This is a genomic window from Legionella drozanskii LLAP-1, assembly GCF_001467585.1.
In the GTDB taxonomy this organism is placed as follows: Bacteria; Pseudomonadota; Gammaproteobacteria; order Legionellales; family Legionellaceae; genus Tatlockia; species Tatlockia drozanskii.
This window is the reverse complement of the sequence record NZ_LNXY01000027.1, coordinates 466,959-492,749: the sequence shown is the minus strand read 5'-3', so window position 1 is coordinate 492,749 and position 25,791 is coordinate 466,959. Positions and strand designations below refer to the sequence as shown.

The following is a 25,791-nucleotide window of genomic DNA, read 5'->3' as shown; positions in this document are numbered from 1 at the left end:
GGCCTGACCTGAACATGGATTTTACAATGAAAACTTATAGAAAAGAGTTGTGGTTTCATATTTCCGAGCGCATGGGATTTCTGAATATAACCGACCAAGTCATTCTGTGCTTAGAGGAAAGTGGGATTCAGGAAGGATTGATTTTAGTTAATGCGATGCATATTACTGCTTCGGTTTTTATTAATGATGATGAACAAGGTCTGCATCAAGATTATAAAAAATGGCTTGAAGTAATTGCTCCTCATGAACCAATATCACAATATCGGCATAATAATACCGGTGAGGACAATGCCGATGCTCATATTAAGCGGCAAATTATGGGGCGTGAAGTGGTGGTCGCTATTACAGAAGGGAGCTTAGATTTTGGCCCCTGGGAGCAAATTTTTTATGGTGAATTTGACGGACGCCGCGATAAAAGAGTCTTAGTCAAAATTATTGGACAATAGAGCTAATGGGCCTTGGCCTGTATCAGATCCTCGTTCTATTAGAGTCATGATATGATCTAGAAAATTATAGGGCCTGATTTAACGCTCTATTTGACTAGTGGGGCAGCAAATATGTCAATTTGCATCAAGCACCATTAAATACATTGAAGCAACTTTCTCTTTTACCGACGATGAAAGCAGCTTCTTCGACTTCACAAAGCAGCAACTTAAAACGAGTTAGTCAGACTGGACAAGTTAGCATTATACGTTACCAGCAACTGTATAAAGGCATTCCAATTGATGCCATTTCAAGTCATAGTACTAAGGGAAATTTTGAAGTAGAACAAAACCTGATCCCTCTCCGTTGGTGCAATGATGGTCAACAAATTGTGGGTTCTCAATTCATTTATTTCAAACTGGCAATTTGTCGCAGGGCGGTGTCGAGATGGTGGTAGGAAAATTTAGCTGGTCAATAGAGAATGAACAGCTCATTTACAACAATGCATCGTCACTATTTAAAGATGGTAGTTTAGCCGATGATGCTTCTTCCCATTGTGTTTATAACAAAGAATGAGGGAGGTCTAATCTGGATCTAGCGTATGCGGTCGTCCAGATTAGATGAATTACAAGTTATCTCAGTTCTGATAAGTCATTACTGAGCTTCTATCGTCGTTCTCTTCACCCTCAACAGCACTAGTTACCTCTTCAATGAATGCTTGATATTGATCCGGAGTAGTTGCGTTAACTACCCATTTAATAGGGTTTACTAGACAGTATTCTATCGCGATAAAGGTTAAAGCAGGTGGAAGAGTTACAGCATAGATAGCAAGATTTAAGGTGAGAACAAAGGGAATAAGAAGTAATCCGATTCCCAAATTTAATTCCGTAGCACAAAGGTAGTTCAATAGAAGTAATCCATTGGCGCAGAACATAGCCGCGCAAAATAAATCATAGCCAAAGCTATTTTCATAGCTGGATTCTTCTTTAATTGCAGCAAATACCGCTTCCAAATCGTACTTATTTAAAGATTGCCAAGTTTCCAAGTCTTCTACATAAGATTTAGGCGCCTTATTTAGTCTACCTTTTACTTTCACTTTTTGAGTGACGATATTATCGTAATTATCTATGCCTATATTGAAAAATTTACGAGTCCAAATACGATGACCCATATCGCTAATATGAAATAAGCGATAACCATTTTTTGCTAGCTCACCATCTCTGTATTCCTCTGGATAATTAGTCCTCTTGTCTGATATACCTCGATCAGCGTGTAGTTTTAATTCATCGACACCAAAAGAGGCAAGGAAGTTGCGAAATTGTGCCGTTAAATTAAATGAACTCTTATCTTTGACAGCGGAACGAGCTTCCATTAATACTTTTAATGCAACGAATTTTCGCAAAAGAGGGAGATTACTTTTCAGTTCACTAATTTTTATCTTATCAAGAAAGATATGTTGTCCTGCTCTAGGCATTTTTATAAAAGCGGGAATGGTCATAGCGTCGAGTTCGGCTGACATGTCAATTATCCATAGGTGAAAATGGCTCAATATTAATACAGCATGGGCTTTGAGTCAACAAATGCATTTTTGGTTAAACAGCTCATTGGAAATGAAATGTTAATTCCGAGCGAATGAAGTCACTTTAAGTGACTTCATTCGTCTTAATCTAACAGCGCTACTTGAGTAATAACCAACACTCTGTAAGTAATTCGGTTTCAGCCACTTCATGGTCGAAGTTGTAATAACAAAAAATACAGGGTAAATCACCTAATTCCTCACCTGATTTAGGAAGCCAGTCCCGATACAAGCCATAGACGGTATCACCAATTAAATCTCGTGAGCCTTTATGTACTGCTACTGCATATCGGCCAGCGGGTAGACGTTTTTCAATGACCTCGCCTTCGAGTTTTAATTGTTCTGGTACTTTAATCGCCAAATCGAAGCGAAAATCGGCTGGCAACGTTGTCTTTGGATCATCATAAGCAAAGCCAAACGATTCTCCCGCTTTTGGTTTTAGGTTCATCGCTTGAGATTTTGCCCAGTTAATCAACTTATTGACGCTAGATTGTAACTTTTCAGGGGAACCGCGATGCTCTACGGCTGCCAAACGTTTAGCATCCATGTTTTTAATTAGGACCTTCATCATTATTTCACCTTGTTTAGGCAAACAATAGGGTTGTTTCTCCCAGAGCTGCCAGTTTGAATGCAAGCGAAATGCTTTAGGACTCATACCACAACTCTGTTTGAATGCACGAGCGAATGCTTCATGAGATTCAAAACCCGCATTGACTGCAATTTCAATAATTGTTTTATCTCTATTAATCAGTAATTGATGGGCCGCTCGTTTTAACCGCAGCCATCGAATATATTGCTGTAAAGATAAGCCTGTATAGACCGTAAATAAGCGATGAAAATGATATTTTGAAAAGCAGGCCAGATCACTCAATTGGCTTAGAGTCAGTTTTTCATCAAGATGTTTCCCGATAAAGGCAATGACTTTTTCTAATTGATGTTCATAATTCATAGTTTTCTCGATTCAGATTCACTTAATTACAAAACAAATGTTAATTGCTTAGTGAAACAAAAATTTGACCATTTTTGCTAAATTGAGTACTGGGTCTCTTGTCAATGCGTCGTTAAATTGTTAAATTATTGCGCAATTTGCTCCATCCCTGATTTAGGTTCATAATTAATAGAGCAACCTCCTTAAATCCCCGATGAAATTAAAAGGACTTTATGCAAGGACAGAATAGCATTTTTAAGTACAAGAGTAATTCTGACTTAATAGAAGCTCATCGTCGTCAATATTATATAATTCAGTATATAACTGTTGAATTCTTTATTATTTGCGCTCTTGGCTTATATATTTATATTTCTTTAAAGCTTTGGTATTTAGTGGCGCTAATTGGTACGGCAACTCTCTTAGGCTTGGGGAATTTGTACCTACTAATTCGCAGTAAAAACACATTGTTTTGCGGGCATGTGATCACTTTAATTATCTTTTTAACGGTTTTGATCGCTAATTATCTAGTGCGAGGAATAGGGGCAACTTTTTCAGTCTGGTTTTATATTATACCTGTCCTCAGTGTGGCGCTTGTGGGACGCTCTGGGTTATATGTATATTCAATACTAGTTTTTCTAATTATTGTTGGATGCAGAATCGTTTCAATCCCTCCTTACTATTCTATTCCTGACACTTATTTGTCGGTTATTGAGTGGGTTAACCATTTATTCGCCTTTGTAATCATTGCTACCACGCTAGACAGTTTAATGCGTGAAAGTAAGCGCTATGAACAATTATTATACAATAGAAATTACTCTTTACAGCTTGAAAAAGACAAGTATCATTATTTGGCCTGTTTTGATGAACTCACTGATTTACCCAATCGGCAATATTTTAAATTTAATTTAGAGGCGATTGTTGCTTCTCTATCTCATCAACACTGTGTCACTATTTTTTTTATGGATCTTGATAATCTGAAACATATCAATGATCATTGGGGCCACGATGCAGGTGATTATTTACTTGCAGAAACGGCAAGACGGCTAAGAGGCTGTTTTCGTGAGGCTGATTTTATTGCGCGATTAGGAGGAGACGAATTCACTGCAATTGTAGTACACTCCCGGGGCGAAAAAATTTCAGAAGTCATTACTAAACGAATTAAACATGCCTTCAAACAAGTCTTTAAGTTTAAAAATAAAGACTTTTACAGCTCGATTAGCATAGGATTGGCAACTTATCCCGATGATACTCAATCAATTGAGGAATTAATGATGCTAGCAGATCGAGCAATGTATCTTGCCAAAATGCAAAGAGATGAAATAAATTCCATGAGGCCCCGAAAAATCAAAGGCTGAGGATGGTATTTTCGCAGCCGAATCGGTTGAGCAATTGCAGATTTTCTCTTTTTGTTCAGTCTATTCTGAGGGGTAAAGAATAAAATTTCGTGCATAATCTTGCATATTTTGTTATTATAGTGAGCAAATTTTACATTACTAAACCCATTTTTTGATTATTGCTTTATTTTTGGAACTTCATATGACACAACAATCTCTAAACTTCGCAGACCTCAATTTATCTAATAATATATTAAAAGCACTTGAGGATATGAAGTTTAAAACACCTTCTCCAATTCAGGCACAAACTATTCCTTTATTACTTCAAGGCCGTGACTTAATCGCTCAGGCGCAAACAGGTACGGGTAAGACGGCTGCTTTCGCATTGCCTATTCTCCAAAATATGTCACATTCTTCATCAGCGACGCAGGCCTTAATTTTAGCGCCAACTCGCGAACTTGCCATTCAGGTTGCTGAGCAATTTGAGTTGTTAAGTGCTCGTCAGAACATTACCGTTTCTGTTCTTTGTGGTGGTCAAGATTACCGCCGTCAATTAAAGCAATTACGTGATGGAGCGCAAGTTGTAGTAGGTACTCCAGGCCGAATTCTGGATCACATTGATCGCGGAACCTTACAACTTGGTCAACTTTCTACGTTTGTTCTTGATGAAGCTGATGAAATGTTGCGTATGGGATTTATTGAGGATGTCGAAGCAATTCTCTCTAAATTACCTGCTGCAAAACAAATGGCCTTATTTTCAGCAACAATGCCTCATCAGATTCGTCAAATCGCGAATAATTATTTGAATGACCCTGTCTCCGTAGAAATCCGCGCAGATACCGCTACAGTAAAAAGCATTGAACAACGTTTTGTCTTTGCTTCTGTAGCTCAGAAACCAGATACCTTGCTTCGTGTCTTGTCTGTTGAAGATTATCAAGGCGTCATCGTTTTCGTGCGTACTAAAAGCAGCACTGAAGAAGTCGCTGAGTTGTTACAGCAACAAGGCTATCGCGCTATGGCAATCCATGGTGACATCACTCAAGCGTTGCGCGAGCGAATTATTGCGCAATTTAGACAAGGTGCAATTGATATTCTCGTTGCAACAGACGTTGCTGCTCGTGGCTTAGACGTTGAACGTGTTACTCATGTTATTAACTATGACGTTCCTCATGATTGTGAAACTTACGTGCATCGCATAGGACGTACAGGAAGAGCGGGACGAAGTGGGGTGACGGTTTTGTTTATCACACCTAAAGAGTCACGTATTTTAAATACTATTGAGCGTCATACTCGTCAGCGTATTGAAAAAATTAATGTGCCTAATGATCACATGATTCAAGTCGCGCGACAGCAGCGATTTATGGCGAATATTACTTCACGTTTGCAGCATGAAAATCTTCCTGCTTATCAGCGGATTATTGAAGAATTTCTTAAGAATAACGAAGTATCACCAGTGGATGTAGCGGCAGCACTTGCGCTTCTGCTTAATCAAGATAAGCCTTGGCAGCAGGAATTTCCAAAAGCTCCCCGTGCTGCTAAAGAAGCGCGAGTTAGGGATGGCGAATTTAAAACCGGTCGTGGTGGCTCAAGTCGAGGAATGAGTGAGCGTGGAAAAGTCGATAAAAAGAATTTCCGTGACGATCACCCGCAAGAATTATTCCGTCTTGAGGTTGGCCGAGTTCATGGGGTAAAACCAGGTAATATTGTCGGTGCAATCGCCAATGAAGCAGGATTGCAAAGCCGCTTTATTACAGGATTAAAAATTCATGATGATCATTCGACAGTACGCCTGCCTAAAGGTATGTCAAAAGAAGTCTTCCAAGATTTAAATAAGGCATGGGTTTGTGGTAGACAATTAAAATTGACTTCTTTAGGCGCTACGCAGGAAAAAAATTAATCTTTTATGCCTCTCGAAGAGCGCTAGTGTTGGAACTTCAAGCTAGTCATTGCGCAAAAAAAGCATCCTCATTGATAGCTCGCTACTAAGCGAGCTATAACGCCTTAATCTTCCCTTAAGGTTTTCTCTATATGATGTGCATCTTTTCATCAACCTCTAAAAGAAAATGTACTTAACTTATCTTGCCCAGTTAGAAAAAAAAATTAATGAAACTAGAATACTCTGTAAATCAGCTAACTTCACAGCAGCGAATATACATCTTCAGGATATATTTAAGCTGTTGAAACGTAGCTCTTTTTATAGAACTGAAAGTAGTGTTTATGGGGCAGAGGAGGGGTTCAATGCGCAACTCCATGCTACTTTACTAAGCTATTATGGTTTAATCAATACGGTATATATGGCTGATGCTTATCAGTTGATGGAAGATTGCAATGAATGCATTTTGAAAGGAGATCTTACAAAAGCCACCTTAATTCACCGAGTCGCTTTAAAAAAGCTCGAAACATTAGATCAACTTTATGGTAACGCATTACAGAATGGCATCCATAAGACAGACGCTTATATTGATATGCCAAGGGAGTTTTCCTATTTATATCGTTACCTTAAGCAGGTAGAACATAACTATACTGAAACTATAGCGAATAGACTTTTTAGAACACTAAACAATTATCCAATGCAGGTCCACATCAACGTTGAGAGTCAAATCAGCGTTGGTAAGAATAGACATAGTCAATTTGGTTGCGTTGGAGGAAATCGCCCTGCGGAAGCTGCGCTTAAGCCAGCTCCAGAATACTCGGATGAAGATATTTCAACTGCTATCGATGCTTCACAGCGGTCCTTGTTTAATATCACTTAACGAATTTCTGCAAATATTGTAGCATCTGTCTTCAAGTCAGTTGCTACGCGAGCTAGACAGTTCCTAGCCCCCGCTTTCCGGGGGCAAACAGCGTGGCTTGAGCCTTTAAAGAGCTTCCCTGCAAGAGACAGTTGCCTCGTGTATAAACTTGCCTTTCAAAGCTCCACAACACTTAATTTTGGTTGCTCTAGCCCTCGTTGATTACGTAACAAATAACCAAGAAGTCCACACAGGCAAGCTCCAAGTATTGCGCAATAAGGAATCATAATCAAGGATGAATAATAAGAGTTCAAAGTGTATAACCTTAATCCTTCATTGCTCATTTCGCCGGCCCAGGTGGAATCCATAAGATGTCCAATAAGTGTGTGGAAAAACGAGCCGCCCAGCATATTTATGCAGTTGAGAAAAGCAACCGTAACGCCCAATAGCTTGGGGCTAACTAAGTCGGCGCCAGCAGCAAAAACAATGACTTGATAACAGCACATGATACCAATGACAAAGAATAAGCCGGCAAACCAAAACCAGTTATATTCTGAAGTGGATAGCAATAATAAGAAGACAATCGCCATCAGTACGCCAGCTAAGCTTATCGTTAAATAATTACCAAATCGATTGCTAAGAAAGGCCAGCAACGGACCGCCAAACAACATACCGACAAAAATAAACGAAACTAATTGTGCCGCATCTCCCTTAGGTAAGTGAAAGGCTGTCATAAGGTAGGAAACCCCCCAAACATCAGCAAAGCCTTCTAAGGATCCTACCATCAGAAAATTAGCGATCGCTAAAAGCCATATGAGCGGCGACGAAAGTAGAGTTTTAAAATACCCAAGTTTGAATTGATTTTCGGTGCTTGAACCCTGGTTTTGACCAGGAGTCGACAAGAAAAAATAAACGATAAAACCAAGTAAAATTGCAGTTACAGCTAAACAACTGGCCACGCTTTGCCAACTATAATTTGCAATGAGTAAGCTGATGGGTTTACCCCCATAAATTGCGCCAAGAAGGCCAAAACTAAAGGAGAGACCTACCATTCTGGCATAGCGATTTTTTGGGAACCATTCCGATACAACCTTAGAGACCCCAAGAAAACCAATTGCCGAACCAGCACCGACCAATAGACGGCTTAGGCAGGCGAGATACCAATTATTGGTGTAGGTGAACGTTAGAGTAGCGATACCACAAAGCAAAGCAAAGACACAAATTACCGAGCGAGCGCTAAAGCGTTCAAGCAGAATAGCAGCAGGAATTTGCATACCAGAATAGCCATAATAATAGAGTGCGGCAAGAAAACCAAAATGACTGGCATTAATAGAAAATTGACTCATAATTTGCTGCATCATCAAGCCTGGCCATAAGCGCAAGATAAATTGGTAAGCAAAAAAGAGTAGGGGCAAAAGCCACATGGAGTAGGGGAGGTAATTGTTTTTCTGGTAAGTCATAAGTCACCTTATCGCTTGGTGTTTAAAAAGGTTTTGGAGATAAATTTTGATGTGAGAGTATGAGATCGGCTATCAGCCGATAATTGGACGAGAAATAATTGTAATGTTGATGAGGCGATATAGTTGCATTGTGAAACAGGAAAATATGCGTATAAAAAAACTATACAGTAGTTTTTAGAATCAGAAAAGCTTTTTTTTCCTGAGTAGCTTAATTTTATATACGTCAGGCCGAGCATGCTCAATTTAATGTCGCGATTGTAATAGTTCTCGCACTGCCTTCGGGAGGATGGATTGGACTTTTTTCGTAATTAACGCTTCATGCTTTTGCCATAAAGTTCCAAGATAGATAATAATTAAACCAATCAAGGAAAGGGCAAAAGGGAAAAGTAGGCTATCTTTGAATATTTCAGAGGCAAGATGTCCTAAATATATACAGCATCCCAAGGCGCCAAAAATGACGAAAACTTTCCTAACTAGGATAACTCCTACACCAATCATGAGCAGATTAAGACACATATAAAAGAATTTTGATAGCTCACTATCCGATTGTTGACAAGTTAAGCCACCCCAAAAAGCCATTACCCCGAAAAGATACAACCAAAAAGCATAATCCGCAGAATGACGTGATTTGATATCAGTCAGGAAGGCGATTAGCATAGTCAATAAACCAAAATACATGGATACCTTGGAACTGAGATCAAAACTAGCATCACCGCCAGTAAGCATGGGAGTTAGATCCATCGACATATACCAAAGCGTCACAGCAATAGGCATAATCATAAAGGGATAGCGATAAATCCAGGCCAAGATCAAGCCCACAATTAAAGTACCCAATTCCATAAAAATCCAATGCCATTTAATGAAAGTATGGTAATCGCGATAAGTGGTATCATCAGGCCACCAACCCATACCTCGTTGCAATCCATAAATCGCTAAAGGGGTTAAAGCAACGACAAAGGTTGCACATATACCTGCTGGGATAACGAGATTTTTTTTCTTAAATTTTGAAGATAGGTATAGACCAATGATGGCATAGAGCAGGGACAGATAAAAAATTCCCCAACCACCAAAGATTTCCCAACCAAGATTCATAAACAAGGTCATTGCCCCAATGGCAATTAATCCTCCTAAATAGTAAAGCACATTAGTCATTGTAAAATCGGGACTTTGTTTGGATTCATTTTCGATAAAGTCGAACAAGGCATTTGCCTGGGGCTTAGTGATAATTTTTGCCTCTACAGCCTTAGATAAAAGAGTTCGAGAAATTTGCATCAATTTATCTCAATGAGAGGTGTCTTAAATTAAATTATAGGGTATTGGGAATAAAGCGTTGCATCAGGAAAAGATTCAGAAACTAAACAAGGGCTTAGCCAAGCAAGAAGGCGGGTGATTCACTAATAAAGTCGTTCAGATATTCATAGTGTAAAAAAAATTGATTGCCTAGTGATTTGGATGTTGTATATTATAATCCGTTCGACGTTTTATGAATCTAATTGATAAGGTTGCAGATGAGAGTCCTATTTACTTTATTTGCGTTTTTATTTTCCAGTCTTATTATGGCTAGTCCCTTGAATAATATAGTTATTTTTGGTGATAGCTTGTCTGACAATGGTAATCTTTATGAATACATGGGGCGTAAAATCCCCCAATCCCCGCCTTATTTTGCAGGCCGTTTCTCAAATGGGCCGATTTGGGTTGAGCGTTTAACAGAATCTTATTTTCCCACGAATCTGAATGAGCATTTATTTGATTATGCGTTTGGTGGTGCAGGGATCTCTGATGAGGAAAGTGATGTATTAATGACCTTAAAACGGGAACTTGATATTTATTTGAACGCTCATCAAGGCAAAGCAGATGAGAATAATTTATATATCGTTTGGATTGGAGCGAATAATTACTTAGGTGTTCCAGAAAGCGCAGAAGATACTTTAACCGAAGTCAACAGGGGAATCGTGGCGGGGCTAAAGCGCTTAGCGAATGCTGGAGCTAAACATATCATGGTTGTCAATATTCCTGATTTAGGAAGGACGCCGATTGCCAGCGAGTTTGAAGAGAAAAAAGCGCTCTCTTTTTTTAGCAAACGACATAATTTACTCTTACGTAAGACTGTGAATAAGTTAAAAGAAACGGATCCAGGAGTGCAGTGGATCTATTTAGATGTCGAAAGCGAGATGAGTAAGTTACTTAATTCTCCTGAGAGTTATGGATTTACAAATATCAAGGAGACTTGCTATGCGGCAAAGATTGATAAATCCACAGGAAATTCCATTATTCGGATTGCAGCCCAAGGAAAATTAAAAGCTTCAGATGATATTTGCGAGGGATATTTCTTTTTCGACCCCGTTCATCCTACAGCCCCAGCTCATAAATTGTTAGCTGAATATGCTAGAGCTAATTTGGATGCTGAAGGAGTTGAGTTTGCTGAGTAAGCTAGGTTGGGCCTTGGCCCAACCGTTTTTGTAAATGCCATAGTTAAACACATGAAAACTTGGCAGATTGTTAACAACGCTAGATCTGGCGAAACCCCGTTGCTTGACCATGGGGTCCATTTTCAATAGGGCTAGAAAGCAGAGCGAGCAAGATCTATGAACCCCGCAATCAAGCCGCGGGGATATCGTAAATACAGTTTGCTACGGTTCAACCGAAAAACGCCTGGCCTATCTAACCATTCAACCACTCCGAACAACCGAAAAATTCCTAACAAATAAGGCAGGATTTTTGCTTTATTAATCTATTCTCCACTAAGACTAATTAACAATGCGACTATTTATCGGAATTTGTTTATTGGTCATTTTGACAATTTCTGAGGGTAAGGCTGAAAATCTTGAGATTCAAGCCAATGGACAAAAAATAAGCTTAGCCTATTGGCCTGCGCAAACTAAAAAACAATACGGTGGGATTCTCATTGTAAAAGAAGAGCCATTTGGAGAAGGTTTTACTATATCGACTAATTTAGCGAAACGTTTTGCGAAACTAGGCTGGTCTGTTGCGATATTAGATGCGCAACAAAAAGATAGAATGGCCTGGATTGGGCAATTACCTGATGCCCTGTCAAATTTACGCCAAAAAACGAATAAGCGGATAGTGCTGCTCTATTATGGTTCTCAATTACAAGTCTTATTAGGTTATTTCTCCAAATTACAAGCCAAACAAGTCAATGGATTAATTTTACTCTCGGCGTTTAGTGAACCTATGGCAAAAGACGAGCCGGAGTTACTGAAAAAAATAGCATTTCCCGTGCTGGATATCATGGGGCAATTTGATTACACGCCCGTTTTAAATCAGATTGCAGCCCGTCGGAAGACTAATCAGAATCCACAGTACAGAGTCATACAGCTTCCTGGAGCAACTCATGATTATTTATACAATAGGCGAATGTTGGTGGCTTATTTACATGGATGGATGAAGCATTTACGCCGCACTGAGCGTGCGAAACCACCAGTCACGCTAATGAATGGCTTTCCGACTAGGCATTCTTGAGGTGACAACATCAAGATATTTTGCTGACTTTCTAAAATTACCAACCTTTACTCGTGCAAATTTGTTCATAAGCTTTAGTTATTTTCTGCGTTTTGTCATTAGCAATTTTAATCATTTCTTCAGGTAAACCCTGAGCTATCAATTTATCAGGATGATTTCGACTGATTAGTCGTCGATAAGCTCGTTTAACTTCTTGTTTACTTGCATTTTGGTTTAATTCCAGTATTGCATATGCATACGCTAAACCATTTTGCTGAGGAGGAGCTTGATAACCACGACTGCGGTTATAGGTATAAGAACGTTGATTGCCCGACCGGGATGAGCTCCCTGTATTTTGAAAACCAAAATCTTCATAAAAGCGATACTGGTTACGTATAGGGGCAAAACCTAAACGTTGAAAAACTACATCAAGCGCCTGAATTTTTCTTTCTGAGAAACTATCCGTTAGAGCTGCGCGATATTGGATATCCATAAATAATTTCAACAAATCAGGATTATCACGACAAGCATTTTCTAAAGAATTAAGTATTTCTACCATATCAAAGGTTATTTTTTTTCCTTCATTAAAAAACTGCTGAGCTGCCGTTCTTTGTTCACGATTTAGACGCATCTCATCCATTAAGTTTTTTGCCATTTGTATTTCTTGTTCCGATACACGTCCATCGGCTTTAGCAATATGGCCCATAATGGAAAAGGTGGCTTCAAAAAATACTTTCTGCACGGCATCTCGTTTTTCTGAATAATAATACCAATCAGGTCGATTGTAGTATTCAACGAGCGCGCGATCGAAAAAATTACCAATTAAAAGGCCAAATAGAGCACCTGCTGAGCCCCCTACTATATAGCCTAGGAAGGCACCAATCAGTTTCCCCCACCATTGATTGCTGATAAAAAATTGGCGAAAATTCATTAGCTCGCATTCCAATTTTAGTTATTTCTAATTTTAGCTTTAAAATAGCTTAGACGACACTGTTATTAAGATTAATTTTTACTTAATATGCGTAATTTTTGATTTTATCCCTGAATCCAAAAATTAGGTCAATACCATCAAACTTATTTAAAATGACTCATAACCTGGCTCAAAACAATAAAATAACGATATAATTGCGATTTTTCACCTGAGAATGTTATGCGTCAGATTTATTCTTTCTTAATGTATTTATTGACCCCGTATTTAATTATTCGTCTTTGGTGGAAAGGACGTCGTTTGCCTAGTTATCGTCAGCGCATGTCTGAACGTTTTTCTCTTGATAAGCGGCCGGCACCAGAGGTAGATATTTGGGTGCATGCAGTTTCTCTAGGAGAAGTTATTGCAGTAACCCCTTTGATTGATGCATTGCTCGACAAAAAATGGCGAGTTTTAATTACGACAATGACACCTACTGGAGCGGAACGCGTTAAAGTTCGTTTTGGCGATAAAGTAAGTCATCGCTATGTTCCCTATGATTTGCCTATCGTTGTGAGGCGGTTTTTTAAGAAAACAAAACCACGTTTAGGGCTATTTGTGGAGACAGAGCTTTGGCCGAATTTGATTCATTATGCAACGAAAGCAAAAGTCCCTCTTTTTCTTATCAACGCACGATTATCCGAGCGATCCTGCCGGGGCTATAAAAAAGCAGAATTTTTATTCAAGCCAGTGCTCAACCAATTTAAGGCTATCTTTACTCAAAGCGAAGATGATGCGAAGCGATTTAAATCCCTCGGTGCTGATTTAGAGAGGGTTGTTGTATTAGGCAATATGAAGTTTGATTTACAAACGCAAAATATTAATTCAGAAATCTTTTCACAATTAAAAAATTGCTGGGGTAGTGAGCGTACTGTTGTTATGGTTGCTAGTACCCATGATGATGAAGAACAGCAAATCTTATCCCGTTTAAAAAAGCTACAGGCGGGGTTAGCCAATATGGTTTTATTAATTGCTCCCCGTCATCCTGAACGTTTTCAAAAAGTATATCAATTGTGTGTCGATCAAGGCTTTAATACCGGTCTTCGCTCTAAAATCGAAACCTTAAACACTCAGAATGAAGTAGTTGTTTTAGATTCCTTAGGTGAATTGCTAGGCTTTTATCAAGTCAGTGATTATGCCTTTGTGGGTGGAAGTTTGGTGCCAGTAGGCGGGCATAATGTTTTAGAGCCTATTGCCATGCGTGTTCCCGTTTTTAGTGGACCACAGGTACATAATTTTAAAACAATATGTCGCGATCTGCAGGAAGCACAGGCTATTGAGCTAGCAGATAATGCAGATGATTTAATTGATCGCATCATTTCACTACATCAAGATGAAAATCGCAAAAGAAGCCTGATAAACAGCGCAACTTCCGTGCTCGAAGCTAATAAAGGAGCTGTGAATCGTTATGCTGCTAAGGCGGAGGCGATTTTGGCCTAGAGTAAATTTCATCTTAGGTCTTGGGTCACCTGTTTCTGAGATCCAAAGCTGCATTAGCTTAAAAATTGATTTATCTTTTGTTTTGTTTATACTAAGCAAGTTTTCATTTTGTAAGCAATGTGAGTAATTATGATGCTAAAGGAATACTGGGCAAAAGAATTAAAAGTAATAGCTAATGCAAATGCTAAGAATCTCAAAGAGTTAGCTAAACTTTTTGCAACTTATGGAACCATAAACTCTCGTGCGCAAGGACTAACTGGTCAGTTCTTTGAGTTCGTATCAGATTATAGTGATATAGAAAAAGCAAGAAATGAAATTTGGAACCCTTATTATGAAGTCCCTGATTGGCAGCGAATGGATGAAATCCATGGTGCGCTTTATAGAGGATGGGGCAACTATCGTGGGCCGGGTTACCGTGATGAGTTTAAAGCGCTGAAATCAAAAATATTAGCTGAGCGTAGGGATGAAGATGAGAGTAGTTATAATGTTATTTTTGATAGATTTGAACTAGCCGCGGAACGTTATCTAAGGCATCTCGAGATTAGGCATGAGTGCCTCAAGAAATGGATTAAGGTTTATGAAGAAGGGGAAGAGGATATGAATCCTCATGCCCAATATGGGCACTTAGAATATTTTATTCGAGGATTACAGAATGAGATTGATGATTTTCATAATCATCTCTACGACTGTTATTTATATTTTAGTGAAGATTCCTTGGAAGAGCCGCTGCCAGAAGAAAATTTAGATGAGATTTTGGAAACCCTTCATAATAGTTACAAAGCCAGCTATCAAGCGATGAATTTTCTTTGGCGATTGATAAAACAGTTTTTTCAAAGAAGTGAGAGAGACCAAGAGATTGAATTTCTCGCTACTTTATCGAAGACGGAAGGTTGCACTGATTCAATAAGAATGGATGCCATTGCCTTGGTGCACAATAAGATTGCGAATGAAACCTTTGGTTCAGAAACTACCTTTGGTTCAGGCAGTAGGTTAAGAGAGATATTAGCTAATTTATTTGCTCAAAAAGAAGATACTGTCGAGATGAGTGAGGAAGATGAGTTATCCTTATTTATTAATGAGCATAATTTAGAGCTGCCTCCGGAGTTAGCTGCCTATTATAAAACCGTGTACTCCGCTGAAACTATGGCGATCTAGCGTAGGTTGGGCCTGGCCCATAGCCGTCAGGTTAAACCCTTTAGCTAATAATTCAATCTTGTAGGCTAACAATTAGCTTGACGGTTATGGACCTTGACCCATCCTAGGTTTGCATGACTCCGTTGCTTCCTCCCCTATTCGCCTCGTGTGTAGTATAAATTTTCTTCTAATTCGCATGTTTACATTAAATTCATTATGTATTAAAATAGAACAATATTGTTTGTATAAGTAGTTAAACAATCACTGTGAAGAGCAATGTTTACACCCCTACCGGCTGTAATTTCTGTGATATCGCCAGTGAACAATAATCGTAGGTTGACAGCAACACAGGTTCTACCTGCTAAAATATCGAGGTACTAAACAATGTTATTTGAAAAAGGTAAACATGGGCGCATCTTAGTTCGGGTTGATCCGAGTGACCTCAAGGATGGTTCTTTTGAGATTCCTAGTGATGTAACCTCGATCGCTAAGCGGGCATTTTTCCCCTGTCGCAATCGTCTAAAAAAGATTAGCTGTCCTGAGGGCCTGCTCTGGATTGATGAAGAGGCTTTTTACAAGTGTGAAGCTCTGCAAGAAGTCAATCTTTCTCTTTCTAAAAACCTAACCTCGATTGGTAGAGCGGCATTTATGGATTGCAAAAATCTTCGGGAGATAACTATACCCGAGAGTCTGGCCTTGATTCAAGAAAGGGCATTTTGCGGTTGCATAAATCTTCAACAAATCAATTTTCCAGAGAGTCTGCTCTCGATTAAAACTCATGCATTTTGGGGCTGTGATAACTTGAGACATGTCGTTTTTCCTGGAAGTCTCATCGCGATGGGTGATGAGGTATTTACTAACTTAGATAAGGTATTCATTAACAGCTCAAATGAAAATACAAGAAAACGCATTATCGAATTATTACCAGAGCATTTAAGAACTAGGGTTGTAATGTATTCAGAAAAAGAACTTTTTGAGCTATGGGGTCGAGAACTTCGTAGAATCACAAATACAATAGCAATGTACCATGAAGCGGAGGCTTTAATAAAGCATCTTCCTTTGCCTACAAGGGCTGCGGATATGGAAGCTTATGAAACAGAAATAGGCTTTATTGTGGATAACTGCATTCAAAATGCACTAGAGCTTAAAGAACCTATTGATAACTCTTCTGATTCTTTCTTGTACAATGCCGTCACAATGACTACTACTGTAGGTGGTTTGGCATTAAAATTAGCGGCTTTGGCTGCCGTTCTTGTGTCTGCTGCTATACTCCATGGTGCTACCATGAATGTCAAAGCTATAGTTCGTGTAAGCTCCGCTGCTGGAACTTTTTTTAACCAGTCATGTTCTGAGTTAAAGGAAGCATTATCTACTGCAGCGACACCAACAGCATAGCTTTGCTATGCTTCCAAGAACAGTCTATAAACCTATATACACTCTTTTGAACTAACTTCCACTCTATTGCATCATAAATTGCTTATCTTATTTTCTTTGATTATAATGCTGACTTTTGTAATATTTTATATACAATTTGGGAAAATTATGTCAAAAGAAAAGTGGATAAAAGAATTAAAAAGTGCCTCTGAAATCAATACAGAAAAGCTTCAAAATTTGGCTAAGCCCTTTGCAGTTTATGCGAAAACTGATCCTCGCGCTAATGGACGTCTAGGTGTGCGTCGTGATTTCAGATCCGATGATAAGGAGATGAATAAAGCAAACAAAAAACTTTGGAGTGATAAGGAAAATCCTAGTTGGGATGATATAGATAAAATAAATGGCACTATATCTTCAGGACCTAAACCATATCGTGGAGTTCGGTACATTAGAGATTTTGAAAATATGAAATCAGAACTGGCTCGACCTGATGCTTATGCAAAAGATAGTCCTTTTCTGCACAACTTGGAACAAACTGCGGAAATTTGTCTGAGGCATCTTGAGATCCTGCATGAGTGTCATCAAAAATGGATTCTGGCGTATGAAAGTAGAGAAGAGCATGGGGATGATGAGGAAAATTATGTCTGGATGATACACAATATCAAAGATCTAACAAAAAAGGTTGATAAGTTTTCTGCTGATCTCGAGGAGTGTGCGGACTACTTTCACGAAAGCTCGTTAAGAGTGCCGCTACCAAATGACAGTTTAGAAAGCAGTTTAGAGAGACTTGGTACTAATTATCAGGCTGCCTATCAATCGATGAGTTCCTTTTGGCGATGGGTAAAAAAGCTATTTCAACAAGGCGAAAGGGACTTAGAAGTTCAGTTTCTGCAGACCTTATCGCAAACGGAAGGCTGCACGGATTCTATAAGAATTAGAGCTGTTGAATTGGTGCACAATAAAATTATGGATGAATACTTTGGTTCAAGTAGTCTCTTTGGTTCAGGCAGTAGGTTAAAAAATATACTAGGTCTCCTTGCTCAAAAAAGAGTTGAGGTCGAGATGGGTGAGGAAGATGAGTTATTCTCATTTATTGATGAGCATCATTTAGAGCTGCCACCGGAGTTATCTGCCTATTATGAATCAGTGAAGCCACAAGTTCTGGAGTTCTAGCATAGGAGTGACTGGCCCCCCCCCTCGTTTTCGCGGGGGGACTGAATGCTGAAAATAATAAGGTTCGTCAACCTCCGCGAAAGTGGAGGTGATCAAGCTGTGGGTTTTTAGGATTCGGTTGGGTAGCGCGAAATTCAAGACAGGTTGCCGCTCGGTAGTGTTGAAACTGTGGTAAAGCATACAACGCCCGGTGGTCGCAAGCGACCATCCAGGTATTTAGGGAGTTAAAACTAACCGCCTTGGTTTTGACGTTCTTTAATCTCAGAAAGTGTTTTACAATCGATGCAAAGAGTAGCAGTAGGACGTGCTTCCAGACGGCGGAGGCCGATTTCGATACCGCAGGCTTCACAGTAACCAAAATCTTGATCACGTAAGCGCTCGAGCGCATCTTCAATTTTCTTGATTAATTTACGTTCTCGATCACGAGTTCTCAATTCAAGACTAAACTCTTCTTCTTGGCTCGCACGATCGGAAGGGTCGGGAAAATTAGCTGCTTCATCCTTCATATGAGTTACAGTTCGGTCCACTTCTTCCATAAGGGATTGGCGCCAGGCAAGCAATATTTTTTCAATATGTGCCAGCTGCTTTTCGTTCATGTACTCTTCGCCTTCAGTTTCCTGATAAGGAGCTATTCCCATACTGCTAACGGCGTCATTTTTCACGTTTTGTTTACTCTCATTATTTGAATCAATTAATTGTTCTGGCATCTATGCCTCCTGCTTTTGTATCTCTCCAACAAGCCATTTATGGCGTGCGCTAGAAAACCGCTAGGTATATCAAAAAACCGTTCAGCCATCAACCCTTTCGTTTACCGCCGCTGACTCGGTCATTACCTTGCCAGTCTTGCCAACACTGTGTTTCTCTATACCCATGATCATTAAGCATAGACTCTACAGCAGATTTTTGATCAAAACCATGTTCGATTAATAATAGCCCGCCTGGATGAAGCCTAGCAAGACTATGTTGAATGATATATTTTATCGCTGCTAAACCATTATCGCCAGCGACCAAAGCTAAGCGTGGTTCGAAGCGGACATCTCCTTTTATTAAATGAGGATCATTGCCTGCAATATAAGGAGGATTAGTAATAATGGCGTCAAATTTCTGTGGTTCACAGATTTTTTCAAACCAATTAGAATAGAAGAAATCAACATTAGTGATGTTAAGACGAGCCGCATTTTCTTCTGCGGTCTGTAATGCACCTAAACTGCAATCACAGGCAATGAGTTGCCAATCAGGTCGCTCAGAAGCGCAGGCTAAAGCGATAGCGCCGCTTCCTGTACCTAAATCAAGAATTTGAGCTTTAGATTTATCCTTAAGCAGGCTTAGGGTAAGTTCAACGAGAAGTTCGGTTTCGGGACGGGGTATAAGGGTATCTTCGCAAACTGTTAAAGGTAGGGACCAGAATTCTCTCGTACCGGTTAAATAGGCAATCGGCACACCCTGAGCTCGTTTAGAGAGGAGTTGTTGAAAGGTTTGCCACTGCGCTTTTGTTAATTGTTCGTCAGGATAGGTATAAAGGTAGGTGCGCGATTTCATGAGGACATGGGCAAGCAGAATTTCTGCGTCCAAACGTGCGCTATCACTTTCAGCTGCAAGTTGAGCCGTAGCTTGCAATAGCGCCGTTTTTATCTCAGTCATGGCGTCCTAGCTCGGCAAGTAATTCGGCATGATATTCGCGTTTCAGCGCATCAATAACAGGTGATAATTCGCCTGCTATGACATCATTTAGTTGGTAAAGTGTTAAATTGATGCGGTGATCGGTTAAGCGACCCTGGGGGAAATTGTAAGTGCGAATACGTTCGGAACGATCGCCGGAGCCGACTAACGATTTACGCGTTTGAGCCTGTTGCTGGCGCTGTTTAGTTTGCTCAGCATCCAGTAGACGAGTTCTGAGAAGGGCCATCGCTTTAGCGCGATTTTTATGTTGAGAACGCTCATCTTGGCATTCAACCACTAGTCCAGTTGGTAAATGCGTAATTCGTATCGCAGAATCGGTTTTATTGACGTGCTGACCGCCAGCGCCCGAAGAGCGGTAGGTGTCGATGCGCAATTCATCGCCATTAATTTCAATGTCATCAATTTCTTCCACTTCCGGCATAATGGCGACAGTACAGGCTGAAGTATGGACACGCCCCTGCGACTCAGTTTCAGGAACTCGTTGGACTCGGTGGGCACCGGATTCAAATTTTAATTGCGAATAAACGGAGTGACCACTTATTCTCGCAATGACTTCCTTATAACCGCCATGTTCGCCATGACTCGAGCTGACCACTTCCACTTGCCAACCTTGCGTTTCAGCGTAGCGACTATACATACGAAATAAATCGCCGGCAAAAATTGCCGCTTCGTCACCGCCGGTGCCGGCTCTTACTTCAAGGTAAATATTACGTTCATCATCTGGATCTTTAGGGATTAGATGCCATTGTAATTGCTCATCCAACCCTTCTAGTTTTTCTTTCGCAGCGTCTATTTCATCCGCTGCCATTGCCGCTAATTCCTTATCTTCTCCTTCAAATAATTCTTGGAGAGAGCTTAAGTTATCGCGAGCTTGAACATAGCTATTATAACAATTAGCAACGGGCTCCAGTTGTGCATATTCTTTGGATAAATTTTTGAATTTATCATGATCAGCAATGATGGATGCTTCGGAGAGTAGGCGGCCTACTTCCTGAAAGCGCTCGAGCATTTGCTCGAGTTTCGATTCAAGAGATTTCTTCATAAGGTGTTTGAGTTATTGTGGAATTAAATAAATAATGGACTAAATCGAGGAGTTCTTCACGCCCATCCTGCGCTGCTTGGCGAAGACCAACGGTTGGATGATGCGTTAGCTTATTGACTAAGCGCTCACAAAATTCTTGTAAGACATTATCATGACCATAGCCGGCAAGCAGTTTTTCTTGAGCCCGCTGTAATTCGCGCTGTGCTAAATCTTGCATGCGAGTACGATAGTCGCAAATGACATCTTTAGCGCGCAATGAACGATGCCAGCGAATGTAATTGTCTAATTCGGATTCGATGAGTTGTTCAGCTTGAAGGGCAGCAGAGCGGCGCTCATCCATACCTTTTTCGATCCTGGATTGGAGATCATCGATATTAAAAAGATGAACGTTCTCTAAGTCTGCGACATCGGCTTCGATATCACGAGGTACCGCTAAGTCGAGAAAAAACATCGGCGCATTAGCCCGTTTACTCAAGGCGTGCTCAACTAAGCTTTTATTAATAAAGGGCAAGGGGCAAGCTGTTGCTGAAATAACGACATCCGCTTGAGCAAGATGTTGGGGAATATCCCCAATTGTTAACGCTTCCCCATCAAATGCTGCTGCAAGCTGTCTGGCATTTTCACTTGTGCGACTTGCAACGAGGAAGTGTCTAACCCCTTGTTTATGTAAATACTTAGCAACAAGAGTGGCTGTTTCGCCTGAGCCAATTAAAAAAACATTTAAGTCATTAAAATTAGAAAATAATTGACCGACAAGCTGCACCGCTGCGTAAGCAATGGATACTGGATTGGTGCCAATACCACTGCGACTTCTGATGCGCTTACTTGCGCTAAAAATGTATTGAAAAACTTGGCGTAAATTAGTTTTAACCGTACCTAATTGGCAAGCATATTGATAGGCCTGCTTCATTTGTCCGAGAATTTGTGGTTCACCTAACATCATAGAATCTAAACCACTTGCTACGCGCAAAGTGTGACGAATACCCTCATGGCCATGATGCATATAAAGGTAGGGTGACAAGGATTCAGGTGAGAGTTGATGCTGATGAGCTAGCCAGGGCGCAATACTTTCTGGCTCATTGGTTTCACAGTAAATTTCAGTGCGATTACAGGTAGATAAAATAGCTGCTTCATTGACCGTGCTAATATTGACCAATTTGTTAAGCAGATTATCATGCATAGCAAGGGGCAATGCGATTTTTTCACGCACAGATAGAGGAGCGGTTTTATGATTTAGCCCACAAGCGACAAAGACCATAAGAACTTAAGACCCACAGAATAATCCTTGAATTGTAAACCATTAGGGGAAAAATTTGTAGCCTCAATCAAAAAGAGTACATTAAAGATGGAATAATTCTGCTTCTGCACCTTGTTCAGCTTCTCCCGCAGCCAGTTCAAGTTCCGGAGATAAGTCCTGCTGTAAAACCTTAGTAAGTTCTGCTACGGTTTGACGGGCGTTACTAAAAAAACTATTGGGGATTAAAGAAACTTTAGGAAAATTAGCACGTTGAGCCATCAGACTAATGGTTTCATCCCAACGACTAACCTTTAATTGAGTCATCAAGGGTTCTGAAATTTGTTCTAAAGTTTTGCCTTGATAAGCATTGTTAATCATTACGTCCGAGAAAGGTCGTAACTTTTCGCATATCATTAAACTTTGCAAGGCGTTCGGATAGAGCTTAAATGAATAATAAACGCTAGTAAGTAATAAGAATCCGGGCGTCCAATAATATTGAGCAGCGATTTGCGCATAAATAATTGCCTTTAAAGGTTCATTCTTTTTTAAAGCGCGAGCGCAAAGGGCATTCAAGGCGGGAAAATAGTTTAATTCTGCCGCTAATTTTAAATATTGCTCGCTAGATTTTTGATTCTTTAAGTTAGTCTTGCTCAGTTCAATATATTGGCTATAAACAAAAAGTCCTTTGATTAATTCAAAGGTAGTGATAGTGGGCTGAGGTAAATATTCATGAATGGGGTTATGATTGGTTTGGGCTCGCTCACTAGGGTTACGTCCACATTTGCGCCATTTCTCATTCCAAAAATCATTTAAGCTGGGGTGGTTACATAGGGTATTGACCGCAGGATTTTGGATAGAAAGCTTAATCAACAGCGCAACATCGCTATTTTCTATAAATTGATGCAAATAATGAAGGTCTTCAGGAGTGAGTGAAGGTTCAGGATCAACTTTTGATTTCTCTGATGAAAAGTTTTCGATACTCTCAAGCAACTTCCTCAGGTGAAGCTCTTCTGTAGGAGCAAGGTCTTCCTTATACTGAGTGGTTGGTTCTTGAGAACCCTCATCCCTTTGAGCAGCTTCCTTACTGGAAGCTAATCGCGTAGCGAATACAATAAATGAGGCTGTATCAAGCTTTTCTGAGTGACTGAGCGCAAGTAAAGGCAGTGTATAAGCGTTAACTCCCATAAATATCAATAAACTCTTTCGTATTTAATTCGGCCATTATACAGCAAATTATCCCAATTGGTTTAAAAAACTGCAATTGACTCTCGTTAAATTGCTAAAGGAGTAACTTCAAGCCGAGCGTGGCTTGTTTCTTCTTCCCGATTGCTCGTTGCTTCCGTTTCTTGTGAAATGAAGGGCAGTTCGATATTGCTGTCAACTTCTTCAGAATTATATTTTTCGATTGCTGCGTCAAACTCATCAATTTTAGGCGGGGCCTTTGCTTTAACTCCAAAAAGAGTGGATGGATTACTTGATATTTTAACTTCCTCTTCCGCTTTTTTAGGTGCTACCCAAGCTACTTTGACTTTAGGCTCAACTATTGCCGGTTCGTTATGGAAAATAAAGTACTGTTTATTTAACTGAAGCAGTACCTTATCGGGCACCTTGTCTTTTAATCGATCAGGATGATCAATGCCCAACGGTTCTTTAGAACGAAGATCTAGAATCTTATCTGTCAATTCTAAGCATTCTTTCGGAGTGAGATCACCCTCCATACAAACACTAATGAGCTCAAAAAGCTCTCCACGAGTCGCGTGATTAATATCAGGCATATCGAGGGAGTGGACTTTACGATGAGTCTCGGCTGAAAACTTATCAGGAAAGACAGAGCTTAAGATCTCAACCATTTTAGGGATGGTCCAAGAACTGCGAAAAATCCCAACCGTTGCACGGCTTTCACGAGGAAGTTTCTCGGCATGTTTTTGCACGCCATCAATGAAGGCTTTGTTTTGATCTAGACCAGTACCAAGTGCTCCGGCCGCTCCCCAAGCCATTATACTTCCATCAGGAGAATACGTACCCAGCGGGATAATTTCAGTTTCCGATTTATTAGTGCTGGTTGCTGATGGAATTCCAGGAAATTCATTTTCTAATTGGCATGCTAGAAATCCCTTTAAATTTTTAGTTAAGGGATGAGGTTCCTGACCAATCGAGACTACTAAGTGGTCGCAGACGATGGTTTTTTGCGCTTCATCTAAAGTTTTATTCTTTCTAGCTTTGGTAGGTTTGCCAAAAGATAAGGTCAATTCTCCAGCGCTTAGTTCCTCAATTTTAAGAAGTTCACCTAACTGCATTTTGCATCGTGGGTCTGCATCTAAATCTTGAAACATGCGATTAAACATGCTGTTGGTATCAAAATCTTCACCATTACGAGCAATCCAATTGAATTCTGTTACCTTGGGTTGATAGCCATTTAAAATATCAAGAATCATCGCAGCATTTCTTCCGCCGCCGCCATAAAAAACAACCCTACCTGCTAGCTCTGCATTTCCCTTATCTTGTCCATAAATAATATTGTTTTGTTTGATTAATTTTTGGGCTGTCGGTGGAGCAATTTGGCTGTCCATTAATTTTCGAGTGGGCCCAGGGCCGGTACAAAGGTCGATATGGTTTGTATAGATGTAGCGGGTTTCTTCCCCTAGGGTTATTTTAATACGGTGAAGCGATTTAGGGTCATCCCAGTCAGGTTGAATAGCTTGGGCATCAAAGGTTTCTAAACTGCTAGCAGAAGCATGTAAAACCTGCATCATTAAATCATCCTGTGAGCAGACCAAAGACTGATCGAAATCATCAGCCATGACATATTGATAAGGATTACGAGCTTCTATTTTATCTTTAGCAAAATCTTCGGAGTGGCTGCTAAAAACTTGAGGAGTTTGTACTTTTGCAGGCTGTCCCATTAAAGTGTTGCCATCTTTATGCCATTGATTAGAATTTGCTGGGTCATTAAGGACAAGGACGGCTGGAAAGCCTTGGGGAGTGACTTTCTTGCGTAGTGTTTGGGGGAGCTCAGCAAAAAGAGCGGTACCGCTTACACCGGCACCAATAATGATCCGCTCAACAGAAGGACTTTCTGTTGTGGTCAATAAGTTCTTTGTTAAATAAAGAGAGTTTAATTCCTGAGTAATTTGCGCTAAACGACTTGAGATATTATTGGTTTGGATTCTTAGCTTATCTAAATCCGTTGCGACTAATCCGGTTAATTTGCTTGCATTAGATTGAAACTTCCTTTTTTCAACAGTGACTTGAATTTGTAGTTTCTCTAATTTTTTGATTTCTAGCTCTAAATTTAAAAGCATTTGAGCGGATTGAGTATTTAACATAGTTGCACCTAGTTACGACTATCCGCTGTCAGTCATTTGTTCATAGGATTTATTCTAAAAGGTAAAAATTAAGGAAATATTAGTCGTTGCTCAAAAAAAAGGTTTTTTTGATAAAACTTGCGCATTTATTCTCAAGTACTTTTATTTATCGCCGTTAACAAGGGTAGGCACTTTTTGAACAGGTATTGTCCTGATAAGGGGTGGCAATGGATATCATTTTTCAAGGTAACCACAATAGTGAAGAGGCAGCAGAAAGTTTATTGAGTGTGCTGCGTTTGTTTAAAGAGCGGTATCAAATCGGAAATTTTCGTGAAATGCATTTAACGGTTACTTTAGTAGATGATCAAGGGGATGAGGTAGAACTTGTGGATAGCGAAACCTGCCAGGCTTATCGAATATTTGAGGTTTATCGAAGAGGACACGAGTTAAAAGGGCGAAAAGGCCAGCCGTTGTTGCAACTAGTCGTTGATAATACGGTTAAATAATTAGTCTTCTCCAAAAGGATT

General features: G+C 39.9%; 23 protein-coding genes. 12 read left to right on the top strand and 11 right to left on the bottom strand.

Going from position 1 to position 25,791, the window contains the following annotated elements:
- The first annotated feature begins 26 nt into the window (after window positions 1-26).
- On the top strand, window positions 27-446 hold the full coding sequence (locus Ldro_RS11330) for a secondary thiamine-phosphate synthase enzyme YjbQ (RefSeq protein ID WP_058496524.1): 420 nt from the start codon (window positions 27-29) through the stop codon (window positions 444-446).
- Window positions 447-870: 424 nt separating this feature from the next.
- Window positions 871-999, top strand: coding sequence for a hypothetical protein (locus Ldro_RS16895; RefSeq protein WP_274519116.1), 129 nt, complete (start codon window positions 871-873; stop codon window positions 997-999).
- 61 nt (window positions 1,000-1,060) lie between these two features.
- Here Ldro_RS16895 and Ldro_RS11320 read toward each other — a convergent pair whose 3' ends face one another.
- Together Ldro_RS11320 and Ldro_RS11315 are read right to left on the bottom strand one after the other, a co-directional pair.
- Window positions 1,061-1,942: a hypothetical protein gene (locus tag Ldro_RS11320; protein ID WP_058496522.1), complete on the bottom strand. Its 882-nt coding sequence runs from the start codon at window positions 1,940-1,942 to the stop codon at window positions 1,061-1,063.
- Window positions 1,943-2,099: 157 nt separating this feature from the next.
- Window positions 2,100-2,948 carry an AraC family transcriptional regulator gene (locus Ldro_RS11315; RefSeq protein WP_058496521.1) on the bottom strand — a complete coding sequence of 283 codons (849 nt, stop codon included), beginning with the start codon at window positions 2,946-2,948 and terminating at the stop codon, window positions 2,100-2,102.
- Window positions 2,949-3,160: 212 nt separating this feature from the next.
- Here Ldro_RS11315 and Ldro_RS11310 point away from each other — a divergent pair, with 212 nt between their 5' ends.
- From Ldro_RS11310 to Ldro_RS11300, 3 genes are all read left to right on the top strand, one after another.
- Window positions 3,161-4,282, top strand: a complete 1,122-nt coding sequence (locus Ldro_RS11310) for a GGDEF domain-containing protein (RefSeq protein WP_065235931.1) — start codon at window positions 3,161-3,163, stop codon at window positions 4,280-4,282.
- 181 nt (window positions 4,283-4,463) lie between these two features.
- Complete coding sequence (locus Ldro_RS11305) at window positions 4,464-6,158, top strand: DEAD/DEAH box helicase (RefSeq protein WP_058496520.1); 1,695 nt, start codon at window positions 4,464-4,466, stop codon at window positions 6,156-6,158.
- Between the two features lie 166 nt (window positions 6,159-6,324).
- The gene (locus Ldro_RS11300) at window positions 6,325-7,014 is read left to right on the top strand and encodes a hypothetical protein (RefSeq protein WP_058496519.1); all 690 of its coding nucleotides are present in this window, start codon (window positions 6,325-6,327) and stop codon (window positions 7,012-7,014) included.
- 155 nt (window positions 7,015-7,169) lie between these two features.
- Here Ldro_RS11300 and Ldro_RS11295 read toward each other — a convergent pair whose 3' ends face one another.
- Together Ldro_RS11295 and Ldro_RS11290 are read right to left on the bottom strand one after the other, a co-directional pair.
- On the bottom strand, window positions 7,170-8,453 hold the full coding sequence (locus Ldro_RS11295; protein WP_058496518.1) for an MFS transporter: 1,284 nt from the start codon (window positions 8,451-8,453) through the stop codon (window positions 7,170-7,172).
- A gap of 243 nt (window positions 8,454-8,696) precedes the next feature.
- Window positions 8,697-9,725, bottom strand: coding sequence for a hypothetical protein (locus Ldro_RS11290; RefSeq protein WP_058496517.1), 1,029 nt, complete (start codon window positions 9,723-9,725; stop codon window positions 8,697-8,699).
- A gap of 236 nt (window positions 9,726-9,961) precedes the next feature.
- Between Ldro_RS11290 and plaA the strand changes: the two genes are divergently transcribed.
- Together plaA and Ldro_RS11280 are read left to right on the top strand one after the other, a co-directional pair.
- Window positions 9,962-10,882 carry a GDSL family lysophospholipase PlaA gene (gene plaA / locus Ldro_RS11285; protein ID WP_058496516.1) on the top strand — a complete coding sequence of 307 codons (921 nt, stop codon included), beginning with the start codon at window positions 9,962-9,964 and terminating at the stop codon, window positions 10,880-10,882.
- A gap of 328 nt (window positions 10,883-11,210) precedes the next feature.
- Window positions 11,211-11,933: an alpha/beta hydrolase family protein gene (locus Ldro_RS11280; protein ID WP_058496515.1), complete on the top strand. Its 723-nt coding sequence runs from the start codon at window positions 11,211-11,213 to the stop codon at window positions 11,931-11,933.
- Between the two features lie 37 nt (window positions 11,934-11,970).
- Here the strand turns inward: Ldro_RS11280 and djlA are convergent, their stop codons facing one another.
- The gene (djlA, locus tag Ldro_RS11275) at window positions 11,971-12,843 is read right to left on the bottom strand and encodes a co-chaperone DjlA (protein WP_058496514.1); all 873 of its coding nucleotides are present in this window, start codon (window positions 12,841-12,843) and stop codon (window positions 11,971-11,973) included.
- Window positions 12,844-13,062: 219 nt separating this feature from the next.
- On the opposite strand from djlA, the gene waaA reads away from it, so the two are divergent.
- The 4 genes from waaA (at window position 13,063) to Ldro_RS11255 (ending at window position 18,000) form a co-directional block, all read left to right on the top strand.
- Complete coding sequence (gene waaA / locus Ldro_RS11270; RefSeq protein WP_058496513.1) at window positions 13,063-14,319, top strand: lipid IV(A) 3-deoxy-D-manno-octulosonic acid transferase; 1,257 nt, start codon at window positions 13,063-13,065, stop codon at window positions 14,317-14,319.
- Window positions 14,320-14,448: 129 nt separating this feature from the next.
- Window positions 14,449-15,474 (top strand): hypothetical protein, encoded by a 1,026-nt coding sequence (locus Ldro_RS11265; protein ID WP_058496512.1) that lies wholly within the window; start codon window positions 14,449-14,451, stop codon window positions 15,472-15,474.
- 363 nt (window positions 15,475-15,837) lie between these two features.
- Window positions 15,838-16,848: a leucine-rich repeat domain-containing protein gene (locus Ldro_RS11260; RefSeq protein WP_058496511.1), complete on the top strand. Its 1,011-nt coding sequence runs from the start codon at window positions 15,838-15,840 to the stop codon at window positions 16,846-16,848.
- Between the two features lie 147 nt (window positions 16,849-16,995).
- On the top strand, window positions 16,996-18,000 hold the full coding sequence (locus Ldro_RS11255) for a hypothetical protein (RefSeq protein WP_058496510.1): 1,005 nt from the start codon (window positions 16,996-16,998) through the stop codon (window positions 17,998-18,000).
- 230 nt (window positions 18,001-18,230) lie between these two features.
- On the opposite strand, the gene dksA is transcribed toward Ldro_RS11255, so the two are convergent.
- The 6 genes from dksA to Ldro_RS11225 all read right to left on the bottom strand — a co-directional run bounded on the left by dksA (window position 18,231) and on the right by Ldro_RS11225 (window position 25,285).
- Window positions 18,231-18,707, bottom strand: a complete 477-nt coding sequence (gene dksA, locus Ldro_RS11250; protein WP_058496509.1) for an RNA polymerase-binding protein DksA — start codon at window positions 18,705-18,707, stop codon at window positions 18,231-18,233.
- An 88-nt stretch (window positions 18,708-18,795) separates the two neighbouring features.
- Complete coding sequence (prmC, locus tag Ldro_RS11245; RefSeq protein ID WP_058496508.1) at window positions 18,796-19,641, bottom strand: peptide chain release factor N(5)-glutamine methyltransferase; 846 nt, start codon at window positions 19,639-19,641, stop codon at window positions 18,796-18,798.
- Window positions 19,634-20,722 (bottom strand): peptide chain release factor 1, encoded by a 1,089-nt coding sequence (gene prfA / locus Ldro_RS11240; protein WP_058496507.1) that lies wholly within the window; start codon window positions 20,720-20,722, stop codon window positions 19,634-19,636. The genes prmC and prfA overlap by 8 nt, the downstream gene beginning before the upstream one ends.
- Window positions 20,706-21,980, bottom strand: coding sequence for a glutamyl-tRNA reductase (gene hemA, locus Ldro_RS11235; RefSeq protein WP_058496506.1), 1,275 nt, complete (start codon window positions 21,978-21,980; stop codon window positions 20,706-20,708). Before hemA ends, prfA begins: the two co-directional genes overlap by 17 nt.
- 81 nt (window positions 21,981-22,061) lie before the next feature.
- Window positions 22,062-23,144 carry a DUF5630 domain-containing protein gene (locus tag Ldro_RS11230; protein WP_058496505.1) on the bottom strand — a complete coding sequence of 361 codons (1,083 nt, stop codon included), beginning with the start codon at window positions 23,142-23,144 and terminating at the stop codon, window positions 22,062-22,064.
- An 86-nt stretch (window positions 23,145-23,230) separates the two neighbouring features.
- Entirely contained in the window at window positions 23,231-25,285 is a 2,055-nt protein-coding gene (locus Ldro_RS11225) for a hypothetical protein (protein ID WP_058496504.1), read from the bottom strand.
- Window positions 25,286-25,491: 206 nt separating this feature from the next.
- On the opposite strand from Ldro_RS11225, the gene Ldro_RS11220 reads away from it, so the two are divergent.
- Window positions 25,492-25,770: a hypothetical protein gene (locus Ldro_RS11220; protein WP_058496503.1), complete on the top strand. Its 279-nt coding sequence runs from the start codon at window positions 25,492-25,494 to the stop codon at window positions 25,768-25,770.
- Window positions 25,771-25,791: the final 21 nt, after the last annotated feature.

What these genes read in the sequence shown, in the direction of transcription:
- Ldro_RS11330 (WP_058496524.1), top strand. Translation starts at nt 27, where the DNA reads ATGAAAACTTATAGAAAAGAGTTGTGGTTTCATATTTCCGAGCGCATG.
- Ldro_RS16895 (WP_274519116.1), top strand. Translation starts at nt 871, where the DNA reads ATGGTGGTAGGAAAATTTAGCTGGTCAATAGAGAATGAACAGCTCATT.
- Ldro_RS11320 (WP_058496522.1), bottom strand. Translation starts at nt 1,942, where the DNA reads ATGTCAGCCGAACTCGACGCTATGACCATTCCCGCTTTTATAAAAATG.
- Ldro_RS11315 (WP_058496521.1), bottom strand. Translation starts at nt 2,948, where the DNA reads ATGAATTATGAACATCAATTAGAAAAAGTCATTGCCTTTATCGGGAAA.
- Ldro_RS11310 (WP_065235931.1), top strand. Translation starts at nt 3,161, where the DNA reads ATGCAAGGACAGAATAGCATTTTTAAGTACAAGAGTAATTCTGACTTA.
- Ldro_RS11305 (WP_058496520.1), top strand. Translation starts at nt 4,464, where the DNA reads ATGACACAACAATCTCTAAACTTCGCAGACCTCAATTTATCTAATAAT.
- Ldro_RS11300 (WP_058496519.1), top strand. Translation starts at nt 6,325, where the DNA reads ATGTACTTAACTTATCTTGCCCAGTTAGAAAAAAAAATTAATGAAACT.
- Ldro_RS11295 (WP_058496518.1), bottom strand. Translation starts at nt 8,453, where the DNA reads ATGACTTACCAGAAAAACAATTACCTCCCCTACTCCATGTGGCTTTTG.
- Ldro_RS11290 (WP_058496517.1), bottom strand. Translation starts at nt 9,725, where the DNA reads ATGCAAATTTCTCGAACTCTTTTATCTAAGGCTGTAGAGGCAAAAATT.
- plaA (WP_058496516.1), top strand. Translation starts at nt 9,962, where the DNA reads ATGAGAGTCCTATTTACTTTATTTGCGTTTTTATTTTCCAGTCTTATT.
- Ldro_RS11280 (WP_058496515.1), top strand. Translation starts at nt 11,211, where the DNA reads ATGCGACTATTTATCGGAATTTGTTTATTGGTCATTTTGACAATTTCT.
- djlA (WP_058496514.1), bottom strand. Translation starts at nt 12,843, where the DNA reads ATGAATTTTCGCCAATTTTTTATCAGCAATCAATGGTGGGGGAAACTG.
- waaA (WP_058496513.1), top strand. Translation starts at nt 13,063, where the DNA reads ATGCGTCAGATTTATTCTTTCTTAATGTATTTATTGACCCCGTATTTA.
- Ldro_RS11265 (WP_058496512.1), top strand. Translation starts at nt 14,449, where the DNA reads ATGATGCTAAAGGAATACTGGGCAAAAGAATTAAAAGTAATAGCTAAT.
- Ldro_RS11260 (WP_058496511.1), top strand. Translation starts at nt 15,838, where the DNA reads ATGTTATTTGAAAAAGGTAAACATGGGCGCATCTTAGTTCGGGTTGAT.
- Ldro_RS11255 (WP_058496510.1), top strand. Translation starts at nt 16,996, where the DNA reads ATGTCAAAAGAAAAGTGGATAAAAGAATTAAAAAGTGCCTCTGAAATC.
- dksA (WP_058496509.1), bottom strand. Translation starts at nt 18,707, where the DNA reads ATGCCAGAACAATTAATTGATTCAAATAATGAGAGTAAACAAAACGTG.
- prmC (WP_058496508.1), bottom strand. Translation starts at nt 19,641, where the DNA reads ATGACTGAGATAAAAACGGCGCTATTGCAAGCTACGGCTCAACTTGCA.
- prfA (WP_058496507.1), bottom strand. Translation starts at nt 20,722, where the DNA reads ATGAAGAAATCTCTTGAATCGAAACTCGAGCAAATGCTCGAGCGCTTT.
- hemA (WP_058496506.1), bottom strand. Translation starts at nt 21,980, where the DNA reads ATGGTCTTTGTCGCTTGTGGGCTAAATCATAAAACCGCTCCTCTATCT.
- Ldro_RS11230 (WP_058496505.1), bottom strand. Translation starts at nt 23,144, where the DNA reads ATGGGAGTTAACGCTTATACACTGCCTTTACTTGCGCTCAGTCACTCA.
- Ldro_RS11225 (WP_058496504.1), bottom strand. Translation starts at nt 25,285, where the DNA reads ATGTTAAATACTCAATCCGCTCAAATGCTTTTAAATTTAGAGCTAGAA.
- Ldro_RS11220 (WP_058496503.1), top strand. Translation starts at nt 25,492, where the DNA reads ATGGATATCATTTTTCAAGGTAACCACAATAGTGAAGAGGCAGCAGAA.